This window comes from Burkholderia vietnamiensis LMG 10929 (genome assembly GCF_000959445.1).
GTDB classification, from domain to species: Bacteria; Pseudomonadota; Gammaproteobacteria; order Burkholderiales; family Burkholderiaceae; genus Burkholderia; species Burkholderia vietnamiensis.
The window spans coordinates 2136488-2149033 of the sequence record NZ_CP009631.1; the positions used below are offsets into that span (position 1 = coordinate 2136488).

A 12546-nucleotide genomic window follows, 5' to 3' on the forward strand; every position below is an offset into this window, starting at 1 on the left:
ACGACGCTGTGCCGATCGATCCGCGCGGTGACGCTCATTCGTTTTCGGGTCGGGACTCGAAGTTTAACGCAGCCGAATTGATGCAGTAGCGCAAACCGGTCTGGTCGCGCGGGCCGTCCTCGAACACGTGACCGAGATGCGCGCCGCAATGGTTGCAGCGCACCTCGACGCGCACCATCCCGTGCGAGCGGTCGATCTTCTCGTCGATCACCTCGCCGTTCAGCGGCTTGAAGTAGCTCGGCCAGCCGCAGCCCGAATGGAACTTCGCGCCGGATTCGAACAGCGGCGTGCTGCAGACGACGCACTTGTAGATGCCGGCGTCCTCGGTGTCGGTGTATTCGCCGGTGAACGCGCGCTCGGTCGCCGCATGCTGCGTGACCTCGTACTGCATCGGCGTGAGGCGGCGACGCAGCTCGGCGTCGTCCTTCTGATACGGGTAGGTCTTGTCGTCGGAATCGTGTGACATGGGGGAGTTCTCCTGATCGGTCGGCCGGGTCGTGCGCATCACGACGAGCAGCTCACTTCGAGCGACCCGGCCCAGTCGGGCGGCAATGCCGCATACGGTTCATGTTCCGGTTGTTCGTCGAACGGGCGGCGCAGTATCTGCGCGAGCCGTTCGACTTCGGAAAAGTCCTTGTCCTTCGCGCGCCGGATCGCGACTTCGGCCAGATGGTTGCGCAACACGTATTTCGGGTTCACGCGATTCATCGCGGCCGCGCGGGCCGCGTCGTCGCGCGTTTCCTCCGACAGCCGCGCGCGGTAGAGGTTCGCCCACGCGTCGAACGCGGCGCGATCGATGAACAGGTCGCGCACCGGCGCGTCGCGGCTCGCGTCGTGCTTCGACAGCTGCGCGAGCCGGCGAAACGTCAGCGTGAAGTCTGCGTGGCTCGCGTGCATCGTTTCGAGCAACTGGTTCGCGAGTTCGGCGTCGTGCTCGCGCTCGAGCGCGAGGCCGAGCTTCGCGCGCATCGCGCGCTCCAGCGCCGGGCCGAAGCGCTCCGGGAACTTCGCGAGCACGGCCTGCGCGTCGTCGACCGCGCGTTCGGCGCGCGCATCGTCGTCGGCGATGCCGTGCTGCAGGCCGATCAGCGGCAGCAGCGCCTGCGCGAGGCAGTAGCAGTTCCAGTGCGCGATGCGCGGCTGCATCCGGTACGCGTAGCGTCCGCTCGTGTCCGAGTGGTTGCAGATGTGGTTCGCATCGAACGCGTCGACGAAGCCGAACGGGCCGTAGTCGATCGTGACGCCGAGGATCGACATGTTGTCCGTGTTCATCACGCCGTGGCAGAAACCGACCGCCTGCCACTGCGCGACCATGTCGGCCGTGCGCAGCATCGCGGCTTCGAGCAGCGCGAGGTAGGGATCGTCGGCTTCGCGGCAGGTGGGGTAGAAGCGCTCGATCACGTGGTCGGCGAGCCGGCGCAGCAGGTCGGGGCGATCGTTCGAGAAGAAGTGCTCGAAGTGGCCGAAGCGCACGAAGCTCTCGGACACGCGCGTGACGACGGCCGACGTCTCGATCTCCTCGCGCACGACCGGCTGGTCGGAGCCGATCACCGTGAGCGCGCGCGTGGTCGGAATGCCGAGGTGATGCATCGCCTCCGAACACAGGTATTCGCGGATCGACGAGCGCAGCACCGCGCGCCCGTCGCCCATGCGCGAATACGGCGTGCGGCCGCCGCCTTTGAGCTGCAGTTCGTAGCGCCGGCCGTCGCTGCCGGGCAGCTCGCCGATCGTCAGCGCGCGGCCGTCGCCGAGCTGGCCGGCCCAGACGCCGAACTGATGGCCCGAATACACCGATGCGTACGGCAGCGCGTGGGCCGGCCAGTCGCGCGTCGGATTGCCGGCGAACAGCTCGGCGAATTGCGCGTGCGCCGCGAGCGACGGCGGCAGGCCGAGCAGTTGCGCCACTTCGGCGGAGAAGCCGACGACGTACGGCGCGGGCAGCGGCGCGGCCGGCAGCCGCGTATGAAACGCGTCGCCGAGCGCAACGAACGCGTCGTCGCCGGGCGCCGCGAGCGTCGCGGCGAGGTCGGGAAGAGTGTCAGCCGGATCGGCTGCGCTTCGGGAAAACGACATGTTGAGCGCCTCTGGGTAAGCCGATATTGTAAGGCGGCGTCGCGCCGCCCGCATGGCGGCCCGCGCGCGCAGCGCTGCGGGGCCGGTCACCGATTCGCGTACTTCCGGAGAACAAGACGATGGGTAAGCCGTTGCTGGGCCAGATGATGGATATGCCGTTGCTGGTGTCGTCGCTGATCGCGCATGCCGCGCGTCATGCGGGTGACACCGAGATCGTGTCGCGCCGCGTGGAAGGCGACCTGCATCGCTACACGTACCACGACTGCGAGCAACGCGCGAAGCGCGTCGCGCAGGCCCTCGCGCGGCTCGGCGTCGAGGCGGGCGAGCGGGTCGGCACGCTGGCGTGGAACGGCTATCGGCATCTCGAGGCTTACTACGGAATCGGCGGGATGGGCGCCGTGTGCCATACGATCAACCCGCGTCTGTTTCCCGAGCAGATCGCCTATATCGTCAATCACGCGGAAGACCGCTACGTCCTGTTCGACCTCAATTTCGCGCCGCTGGTCGACGCCATCGCGCCGCAGTGCCCGCACGTGAAGGGCTGGATCGCGATGACCGATGCCGCACACCTGCCGGCCGGCAGCACGCCGTACCTGTGCTACGAGACGCTCGTCGAAGCCGAGGACGGCCGCTACGACTGGCCGCGCCTCGACGAGCAGCAGGCGTCGGGCCTTTGCTACACGTCGGGCACCACCGGCAATCCGAAGGGCGTGCTGTATTCGCATCGCTCGACGGTGCTGCACGCATACGGCGCCGCGCTGCCCGACGCGATGAACCTGTCGGCGCTCGACGCGGTGCTGCCGGTCGTGCCGATGTTCCACGTGAACGCATGGGGGCTGCCGTACGCGGTGCCGCTCACCGGCGGCAAGCTCGTGCTGCCCGGCAAGGATCTCGACGGCAAGTCGCTGTACGAACTGATGGAAGCCGAACGCGTGACCTTCTCCGCGGGCGTGCCGACCGTGTGGCTCGGGCTGCTCAACTACATGCGCGAGGCCGGCGTGCGCTTTTCGACGCTGAACCGCACGGTGATCGGCGGCTCGGCGTGTCCGCCGGCGATGCTGCGCACGTTCGAGGACGAATACGGCGTGCGCGTGATCCATGCGTGGGGGATGACCGAGCTGTCGCCGCTCGGCACGCTCGCGACGCTGAACTGGGCGCAGTCGCAGCGGCCGCGCGATGCGCAGCGCCGCTTGCTGGAGAAGCAGGGGCGCGTGATCTGCGGCGTCGACATGCGCATCGTCGGCGACGACGGCCGCGAACTCCCGTGGGACGGCGTCGCGTTCGGCGAATTGCAGGTGCGCGGCCCGTGGGTGATCGACCGCTACTTCAAGAGCGACGCGTCGCCGCTGTCGGACGGCTGGTTCCCGACCGGCGACGTCGCGACGATCGACCACGACGGCTTCCTGCAGATCACCGATCGCAGCAAGGACGTCATCAAGTCCGGCGGCGAGTGGATCAGCTCGATCGACATCGAGAACGTCGCGATCGCGCACCCGGGTGTCGCCGAAGCCGCGTGCATCGCGTGCGCGCACCCGAAATGGACCGAGCGGCCGCTGCTCGTCGTGGTGCCGCGCGACGGCGCGAACCTGACGCGCGACGCACTGCTCGCGTTCTTCGACGGCAAGGTCGCGAAGTGGTGGGTGCCCGATGACGTCGTGTTCGTCGACGCGCTGCCGCACACTGCGACCGGCAAGCTGCAGAAGCTGAAGCTGCGCGAAACGTTCCGCGATTACGTGCTGCCGACCGCGGTTGGCGCACAGTAAGCCGCAGCCGGCCACGGCCGGGAGTACGGCGGCGCGATCGCGCCCCGGATCGTCGCAAAATTCAAATTGAACGACCGTTCTTTTTCGTTGTATGCTGCCTCCGTTCTATCCGGACATGCGGCCGTTCGACCGCGCACAATCCAGCGCAGCCACCGTGGCGCGCGATGCATGGAGGCAGGCAGATGGCAGTGGATTACACGACTCGCGACGGCGTGGCCGTCATCACGCTCAACAATCCGCCCGTCAACGGGCTCGGCCTGTCGACGCGCCAGGGCGTCATGGCGGGCCTCGAACGCGCCGCGCAGGATCCGGCCGTCACCGCAATCGTGCTGACCGGCGCGGGGCGCGCGTTCTCGGGCGGCGCGGACATCACCGAATTCAACACGCCGAAGGCGCTGCAGGAGCCGACGCTGCACACCGTGATCCGCGCGGTGGAGGCGAGCGCGAAGCCGGTGGTCGCGGCGCTGCACAGCGTCGCGATGGGCGGCGGGCTCGAGCTTGCGCTCGGCGCGCACTACCGGATCGCCGCGCCCGGCGCCCAGATCGCGCTGCCCGAGGTGAAGCTCGGCCTGCTGCCCGGCGCGGGCGGCACGCAGCGGCTGCCGCGCGCGGTCGGCCTCGAAACCGCGCTGAACATGATCGTGTCGGGCGCGCCGGTGCCGTCGGAGCAACTCGCGACGAGCGGGCTGTTCGACGCGATGGCCGACGGCGACCTGCTCGATGCCGCCATCGCGTTCGCGCGCAAGGCCGGCGCGCAGAGCGGCCCGCATCCGCGGGTGCGCGATCGCAAGATCGTCCACGAGAACGCCGCCGGCTTCATCCAGTTCGCACGCAATTCCGCGCGGGCGGCCGCGCCGAATTTCCCCGCGCCGCACAAGTGCATCGACGCGATCGAGGCCGGCGTGCTGCACGGCTTCGACAAGGGCAGCGTTGCGGAGCGTGACGGCTTCGTCGCGCTGATGATGACGCCGGAGAGCCGCGCGCTGCGGCATGCGTTCTTCGGCGAGCGCGCGGCGAGCAAGATCCCCGACGTGCCGGCCGATACGCCGGTGCGCGAGATTCGCCGCGTCGGCGTGGTCGGCGCCGGCACGATGGGCGGCGGCATCGCGATGAACTTCGTCAACGCGGGCTTGCCGGTCACGCTGCTCGAAACGACGCAGGAGGCGCTCGACCGCGGGCTCGCGACGATCCGCAAAAACTACGACGCGCAGGTCAGGAAGGGCAAGCTCACGCAGCAGAAGCTCGATGCGCGCATGGCGCTGATCGCGTCGACGCTGTCCTACGACGATCTGCACGATGCCGACCTGATCGTCGAGGCCGTGTTCGAGGAACTCGGCGTGAAGGAGCAGGTGTTCGGCCGGCTCGACGCCGTCGCGAAGCCCGGCGCGATCCTCGCGTCGAATACGTCGACGCTCGATATCGACCGCATCGCCGCGTTCACGAAGCGTCCGCAGGACGTGGTCGGCATGCACTTCTTCAGCCCCGCGAACGTGATGAAGCTGCTCGAGGTCGTGCGCGGCGCGAACACCGCGAAGGACGTGCTCGCGACCGTGATGGCCGTCGCGAAGAATATCCGCAAGACGGCCGTCGTGTCCGGCGTGTGCGACGGCTTCATCGGCAACCGGATGATCGAGCAGTACATCCGCCAGGCGCTGTTCATGCTAGAGGAGGGCGCGCTGCCCGCGCAGGTCGATCGCGCGATCGAGAAGTTCGGCTTCGCGATGGGGCCGTTCCGGATGAGCGACCTGGCCGGCAACGACATCGGCTGGGCGATCCGAAAGCGCCGCTACGTCGAGCAGCCGGACCTGCATTACTCGAAGATCGCCGATCGCCTGTGCGAACTCGGCCGCTTCGGCCAGAAGACGGGCGGCGGCTGGTACGACTACGTGGCGGGCGAGCGCACCGCGAAGCCGTCGGCGCTCGTCGACGAGATGGTGGTCGCCTATTCGAACGAGCGCGGCGTCGAGCGACGCAAGATCGGCGACGACGAGATCGTCGAGCGCCTCGTGTTCGCGCTCGTCAACGAAGGCGCGAAGATCCTCGAGGAGAAGATCGCGTCGAAGGCATCCGACATCGACATGGTCTACCTGACCGGCTACGGCTTCCCGTTGTGGCGCGGCGGCCCGATGCTGTACGCGGACACCGTCGGCCTCTACAACGTCGAGCGCGCGATCCGCCGCTACGCGGCCGCGCCGAACGGCGACGCGTGGCGGCTCGCGCCGTCGATCGTCGAGCTGGCGAAGGCCGGGCGCGGCTTCAATGGCTGACGGCCGCACGCGACGGCGCGAGCGCCGCCTGCACGGAGGAACGCAATGAAATCAACCGAAGACGTGCTGCTCGTGATCGACGTGCAGAACGATTTCATGCCGGGCGGCGCGCTCGCGGTGCCGGACGGCGACGCGGTCGTGCCCGTCATCAACGCGCTCGCGCAGCGCTTCGAGCAGGTCGTGCTGACGCAGGACTGGCATCCGCGCGAGCACGTGTCGTTCGCCGCGAACCATCCCGGCCGCACGCCGTTCTCGACGCTCGCGCTGCCGTACGGCGAGCAGATGTTGTGGCCCGTGCACTGCGTGCAGGACACCGAAGGCGCGGCCCTGCATCGCGACCTCGACATACCGCATGCGCGGCTCGTGATCCGCAAGGGCGGGCATGCGAAGGTCGACAGCTATTCCGCGTTCGTCGAAGCCGATCGCACGACGCGCACGGGGCTCGCCGGCTATCTGCGCGAGCTCGGCGCGAAGCGCGTGTGGTGTTGCGGCCTCGCGACCGACTATTGCGTCGCGTGGTCGGCGCTCGATGCGCGCGCGGCCGGTTTCGACGCCGCGGTGATCGACGATGCGTGCCGCGCGATCGACCTGAACGGCTCGCTCGCGCACGCGTGGCAGCAGATGCAGGCGGCGGGCGTCGCACGTGCGGCGTCCGCGAGCGCGCGCCCGGCGGCGTAGCGCATTTCCATCAGTACATGAAGCAGGACCGAAGGAGACTCGCATGACCGAAGCCGTAATCGTATCGACCGCACGCACGCCGCTCGCGAAGTCGTGGCGCGGTGCATTCAACATGACGCACGGCGCGACGCTCGGCGGCCACGTGGTCGCGGCCGCGCTCGAACGCGCGAAGCTCGACCCGGCGCGCATCGAGGACGTGATCATGGGCTGCGCGAACCCCGAAGGCGCGACCGGCGCGAACATCGCGCGGCAGATCGCGCTGCGCGCCGGGCTGCCGGTCAGCGTGCCGGGGATGACGGTGAACCGTTTCTGTTCTTCAGGGTTGCAGACGATCGCGCTCGCCGCGCAGCGGATCATCGCGGGCGAGGGCGACGTGTACGTCGCGGGCGGCGTCGAGTCTATCTCGTGCGTGCAGAACGAAATGAACCGGCACATGATCCAGGAAGGCTGGCTCGTCGAGCACAAGCCCGAGATCTACTGGAACATGCTGCAGACCGCGGAGAACGTCGCGAAGCGCTACGGGATCGCGAAGGAGCGTCAGGACGAATACGGCGTGCGCTCGCAGCTGCGTGCGGCGGCCGCCCTGGAAGCCGGGCGCTTTCGCGACGAGATCGTGCCGATCACCGTGCGCGCGGGCATCGCCGACAAAGCGACCGGACGGCTCTACACGCAGGAAGTGACGGTGTCGGCCGACGAAGGCATCCGGCCCGACACGACGCTCGAAGGCGTGTCGAAGATTCGGTCGGCCGTGCCGGGCGGCGTGATCACCGCGGGCAATGCGAGCCAGTTCTCGGATGGCGCGGCGGCATGCGTGGTGATGAACGCCGATATCGCGCAGCGCGAAGGGCTGCAGCCGCTCGGCGTGTTCCGCGGGTTCGCGGTGGCCGGCTGCGAACCGGACGAGATGGGCATCGGTCCGGTGTTCGCGGTGCCGAAGCTGCTGAAGCAGACGGGCTTGAAGATCGACGACATCGGCCTGTGGGAACTGAACGAAGCGTTCGCCGTGCAGGTGCTGTACTGCCGCGATACGCTCGGCATCCCCGACGAGCGTCTCAACGTGAACGGCGGCGCGATCGCGGTCGGCCATCCGTACGGCGTGTCGGGTGCGCGCCTCACCGGCCATGCGTTGCTCGAAGGCAAGCGGCGCGGCGTCAAATACGCGGTCGTCACGATGTGCATCGGCGGCGGGCAGGGCGCGGCCGGCCTGTTCGAAATCGTCTGATTTTTTTCGGCGCGGCGGCTGCGGCGGCGCGTTTCAGCGGCCGCCGTAACCGCGTCGCGAATCGGCGAGATTCGTCCGTAATTCGTAAGGATGGGGAAGCAAACGGCGCGGCTGCGATGCTGCCGTTTCCCCTTACTTGTCAAACGAATTGCCGCACCTATACTTGCTCTGACATTTGCCTTTCGGCCGGATGGGCCGGCGCGCGTCGTCCCGATGCGCGCGATGCGTCGCCGGCTGCCGACGCGCACGATGCAGCGCGCGTGTCCGGCGCCGCGGACGTTCGCACCACGCAGCAGACCGAACGGGGATCGAATTGAGCACGACCTATGCAGCCGGGGAACCGCCGCGCGTCGTCAGTGCGGCCGCGAAGCTCTACGCGAAATGCCTGCTGGTCGCATTCGCATTGTTGCCGGCCTATCTGATCGGCTATCTGTGGTTCTTCAGCGACCCGCGCGTCGTATTCGAGAATCACGCCTTCCATGAGTTCGCGATCGCTGCGGCGACGCTCGAGGGCGCCTTCGTCACCTACGTCACGTGGGTCTGCTACCGCTCCTCCGGCGAGCCGTTGCTGCGCTGGCTCACGCTCGGCTTTCTCGGCTTCGCGATGATCTACGCGCTGCACGGCCTGTTCACCGGGATGGCGCATCACAATATCTGGCTGTTCCTGCTGTACGGTCCCGCGTCGCGGCTCGTGATGGCGATGCTGCTGCTGACGGGGCTGCTGTCGTATTTCCAGTCGCCCGATCGCGTCGAGAAGCGCACGCGCGCGCGTACCTGGCTGCCCTGGATCGTGGCGTTCCTGCTGATCGATGCGGCCGTTGCATACATCGCGTATTCACCGGTCGCCGGCGCGCTCGGCACGCGGCTGTCGATGGAAGGCGGCGCGCTCGTGTTCTCGTTGCTGAACGTCGGCGTGCTGCTCACGCGGCGCATCCGTTCGCCGCTGATGGTGATCTACGGCATGTCTATCATGGCGTTCGCGCTGTCGTCGCTCGCGTTCATTCTGGGCAAGCCGTGGAACCACATGTGGTGGCTCGCGCATGCGATCTTCGCGGGCGGTTTCTTTCTGCTCAGCTACGGCGTCGTGCAGGCGTTGCAGTCCACCCGCTCGTTCTCCGCGATCTACAGCCAGGAAGACCTGATGAGCCGGCTGTCCGAATCGATGGCGCGCACCGAGAGCGCGCTGCAGGAACTGCGCCGCACGAACCAGAAGCTCGAATACATGGCGGCCACCGATCCGATGACCGGCGCATCGAATCGCCGCCAGTTCATCGCGCAGGTCGAGCGCGAGATCCAGCGGGCCGAGCGCGACGGCACACCGTTTTGCCTGCTCGCGCTCGACCTCGACAACTTCAAGAACATCAACGGCGCGTACGGTCACCAGATCGGCGACGAAGTGCTGCGCGGCGTCGTGCGCCAGTGTCTCGAAGCGATCCGGCCGACCGGTGCGCTCGCGCGCGTGGGCGGCGAGGAGTTCATGGCGCTGTTGCCCGACATGCCGCTCGAAGGCGCACGCATGACGGCCGAGCGCGTGCGCTCGTCGATCGCCAGCTCGCCGTTCGGGCTCGACTTCAAGCGCGTGCAGGTGACGGTCAGCGTCGGCGTCGCGCAGTACGGCGTCGACGGCAGCACGGTCGACGCGTTGCTGCGCGTGGTCGACGAACGGCTGTATCAGGCGAAGCGCGACGGACGCAATCGCGTCGTCGCGCATTGATCGTCGCGCGCCGCGCGCTGAAAAGGCCACGGAGGTGGACGCGCGCCATGCGGCTCGTGCCGGTCGCGCGTCCTTGGCGGGTCAGCGCGCCGCGACCGCCGTCGCGGTTTCCATTTGCTGCGACGCCTGCCACCAGTACTTGCCCGCACGCAGTTGCGGATCGCGGATCGCCAGATACGTGGTGCTCCAAAGCTGCGCGGCGTTGGCCTCCGTCGCATCGGCGCTGCGCGTACCGAACGCATCGGCGTGGTATTGGCCGTTGGTATAGGACCACGTCCACATTTCCGACGTGCGCATGTCGCGTCCGTTCGAGATCACCTGCCAGATCGTCTGCCGGGCCTGCGTGAGCAGCGTGCGCGTCGCGGCCGACAGATCCTGGCGTGCGAGCTGACGGTCGAGCCCGGCCACCCACATCGCCTGTTGCCACGACCAGATCACCGTGCCGTGATACGCGGAACTCGTGAACTTCGGCCATAGCGCGGTGCTGGCATACGCGGGGTTCGCGATCAGCATGCCGACGTCGGTGACGAGGCCGGTCGGGAACGGCCGCGTGACGTCGGCGATGATGCGCTGCAGCTCGGCGTCGGGCGGCGTGCCGAACAGCAGCGCGAAGCCGCCGTCGGAATTCATCACCGGGATCGGCGTGCCTTGCTGATCGAGCGACAGCGCGTAGAAGGTCAGCGGCGCGCCGGGCGCGGCGCCGGCCGGCACGCCGGCGCTCGGCGCATAGGCGGACACGTCGGCCGCCGCCTGCGCGGCCGGCACGCTGACCTGGAACAGCGGCGGCGCCTGCTGCTCCCAGACGGCCGCCTCTGCCGCGGTGTTCGCGAGCGCGGCGCGTTGGCCGGCGTCCAGGTACGGATCGAGCAGGCCGCGCGCGAGGAACGCATTGGCCGCGCGCAGCGCGGCCGGCACGAGCACGGCGTTCACGTCGTAGGGATAGACGCCGCCGCCGAGCCCGTCGGTGCTGTCGCGCCAGTTGCCGACGATCTCGCCGTCACGCAGATGGATCAGGTTGGCGACCGACGGCTGCTGCGCGAACGGCTGCGCAGTGGCCGCGACGTGCAGCAGGTTCACGACGAGGCGGCTGCCGTTGGTGCGGCCGTCGCTGCCGCGTTGCGCGAGGTAGGCCGCTGCGCGCGCCTGGCCGCGCGCGTCGTCGACCAGCCACGCCGCGGCGATCGGCGCGAGCAGGTAGTCGCTGTCGATCATCTTGTAGTCGTAGGTCGGCGTCGCGTCGTTCGCGCGGCCGTGCTTCGCGTTGTCGATCAGCGCGAACTCGCCGATGCCTTCCTCGTGCGCGACCTTGCCGTCGTCCGACAGGCGGCTCAGCACCGACGTCAGCCCGGCCTCGATCGCGGCGGGTTCGAGCACCGGCATCAGCATGCGCACCGAGATCAGCGTGTCGCGTCCGAAGTAGGTGTCGTATTGCCACGAGCCGGCCAGCAGCTTGTCGTGGAAGCTGAGGAATTCGAGCACGTTCTGGCTCACCGGGTCGGGGTTCACGGACGGCGCGAACAGCTCGGCGCGTGCGATCGGCGACAGCGGCGACTCGCCCGACAACGCGTCGACGTGCAGTTTCAGCGTATGCGAGCCGGCTGCCGCGCGCAGCACCAGCTTGCCGCCGGCGGCCGTCGCGATGCTGCCGCCGTCGCGCAGCGTGATGCGCAGCGCATAGCCGGGCGCGCCGTCGATCCGGTCGCGCTGCCATTGCGCGGCGCTGCCCTGGACGGCGGGCGCGGTGACGATCTCCGCCGGGATCGTCGCGCCGCCATTGAAGTCGCGCAGGAAGCGCACGCTGCTGAGCAGCCCCTGGCGGATCGTCAGCGTGTCGGTGTCGACCGACACGTCCGCGCCGATGCCGTACAGCGGACGGCCGTGCGCGTCGGGCGCGGACAGCGCCGACGGCGGCGTGTCGAGGCTCCAGTTCACCGGCTGCGCGGTGTCGTCGAACCACAGCCCGGTGCCGCTGTTGCCGGCCGGAAACACCACCAGCAGACGCGGCTTCGTCGACGAGCGCACCAGCAGATGGGCGGCCACCTGGTCCTGCCGGTAGAACGCGTTGATCTGGCCGCCCGCATCCATCCGGAACGACAGCGCGGCGCTGGACGACGGCGGCGGGCCGCTCGACTGGACGTCGTCGTCGTTGCACGCGGCGAGCAGGGCGGCGCAGACGAAGCCGAGACACAGCGATTTCGTGAAGCGATGAATCTTCATGACGACCCTCCTGACGACTGCGATTGTTATCGACATGCTCGAATCGGCGGAATGCTCCGGCCGTTGTGCGTGGCATTGCGGGCATTCTTCAAATGCCCGTTTTAATCGTCGTGTGATACGCGGCGCGAATTGATTGGGAATTAGTCGGACGCGCGATAAATTTCGAAGCGGAAGCAAAAAGACGGCCTGCACCGGCGAAACGCGGTCGGATACGACGAGCGAGCTGAGTGAACGATGCGGTCCACGTGCAAACGCAAATTCGGTCGAAAGATGATGTAGGCGATTCTAGATATCGGCGGAAGTCGGAGTCAATATCGGTTTGTCGAGATTTGAGTGCGCTTATTTGTCGAAAATTGTAATTGTTACTCTGCGAATCGACTAAATGTGTAAATATGGATCGCTTGATAATGGAATGCTGATAAATAGCGAATGCGGCGAGTAAATATCGACGGCACCCCGTAATCGATACCGAACCGGAGCGGCTCATTTCGGGCTGCAATGCACAACGACTTTGCGATTGCGGCCATTGCATGCGATTGCCCGCATTCCATCGGGACGTCGCTTTCGCCAGCACGTGCGGGCTGCCGGAGTCGCCGAGCCTTCGCGCCGTTG

8 protein-coding genes are annotated in these 12546 nt (G+C 67.8%); 5 read left to right on the forward strand and 3 right to left on the reverse strand.

Annotation, left to right across the window (positions count from 1 at the left end; all coding sequences use genetic code 11):
• Positions 1-34 precede the first annotated feature (34 nt).
• Both msrB and AK36_RS19765 read right to left on the reverse strand, forming a co-directional pair.
• The gene (gene msrB, locus AK36_RS19760; protein WP_011885063.1) at positions 35-466 is read right to left on the reverse strand and encodes a peptide-methionine (R)-S-oxide reductase MsrB; all 432 of its coding nucleotides are present in this window, start codon (positions 464-466) and stop codon (positions 35-37) included.
• Between the two features lie 38 nt (positions 467-504).
• Positions 505-2073 carry a protein adenylyltransferase SelO gene (locus tag AK36_RS19765; protein ID WP_045579009.1) on the reverse strand — a complete coding sequence of 523 codons (1569 nt, stop codon included), beginning with the start codon at positions 2071-2073 and terminating at the stop codon, positions 505-507.
• Between the two features lie 119 nt (positions 2074-2192).
• Here AK36_RS19765 and AK36_RS19770 point away from each other — a divergent pair, with 119 nt between their 5' ends.
• From AK36_RS19770 to AK36_RS19790, 5 genes are all read left to right on the forward strand, one after another.
• Positions 2193-3836 carry a 3-(methylthio)propionyl-CoA ligase gene (locus tag AK36_RS19770; RefSeq protein ID WP_014723157.1) on the forward strand — a complete coding sequence of 548 codons (1644 nt, stop codon included), beginning with the start codon at positions 2193-2195 and terminating at the stop codon, positions 3834-3836.
• A gap of 182 nt (positions 3837-4018) precedes the next feature.
• A complete protein-coding gene (locus AK36_RS19775) occupies positions 4019-6103 on the forward strand; it encodes a 3-hydroxyacyl-CoA dehydrogenase NAD-binding domain-containing protein (RefSeq protein ID WP_045579010.1) in 2085 nt (694 codons plus the stop codon).
• 45 nt (positions 6104-6148) lie between these two features.
• Positions 6149-6781: a bifunctional nicotinamidase/pyrazinamidase gene (pncA, locus tag AK36_RS19780; protein ID WP_045579011.1), complete on the forward strand. Its 633-nt coding sequence runs from the start codon at positions 6149-6151 to the stop codon at positions 6779-6781.
• A 43-nt stretch (positions 6782-6824) separates the two neighbouring features.
• On the forward strand, positions 6825-8003 hold the full coding sequence (locus AK36_RS19785) for an acetyl-CoA C-acyltransferase (protein ID WP_045579012.1): 1179 nt from the start codon (positions 6825-6827) through the stop codon (positions 8001-8003).
• Between the two features lie 313 nt (positions 8004-8316).
• On the forward strand, positions 8317-9717 hold the full coding sequence (locus AK36_RS19790; RefSeq protein ID WP_045579013.1) for a sensor domain-containing diguanylate cyclase: 1401 nt from the start codon (positions 8317-8319) through the stop codon (positions 9715-9717).
• 81 nt (positions 9718-9798) lie between these two features.
• Here AK36_RS19790 and AK36_RS19795 read toward each other — a convergent pair whose 3' ends face one another.
• Positions 9799-11928, reverse strand: coding sequence for a glucosidase family protein (locus tag AK36_RS19795; protein WP_045579450.1), 2130 nt, complete (start codon positions 11926-11928; stop codon positions 9799-9801).
• Positions 11929-12546 lie beyond the last annotated feature (618 nt).

Bases quoted from the DNA above. Each gene is read 5' to 3' on its own strand.
- msrB (WP_011885063.1), bottom strand. From the start codon at position 466: ATGTCACACGATTCCGACGACAAGACCTACCCGTATCAGAAGGACGAC.
- AK36_RS19765 (WP_045579009.1), bottom strand. From the start codon at position 2,073: ATGTCGTTTTCCCGAAGCGCAGCCGATCCGGCTGACACTCTTCCCGAC.
- AK36_RS19770 (WP_014723157.1), top strand. From the start codon at position 2,193: ATGGGTAAGCCGTTGCTGGGCCAGATGATGGATATGCCGTTGCTGGTG.
- AK36_RS19775 (WP_045579010.1), top strand. From the start codon at position 4,019: ATGGCAGTGGATTACACGACTCGCGACGGCGTGGCCGTCATCACGCTC.
- pncA (WP_045579011.1), top strand. From the start codon at position 6,149: ATGAAATCAACCGAAGACGTGCTGCTCGTGATCGACGTGCAGAACGAT.
- AK36_RS19785 (WP_045579012.1), top strand. From the start codon at position 6,825: ATGACCGAAGCCGTAATCGTATCGACCGCACGCACGCCGCTCGCGAAG.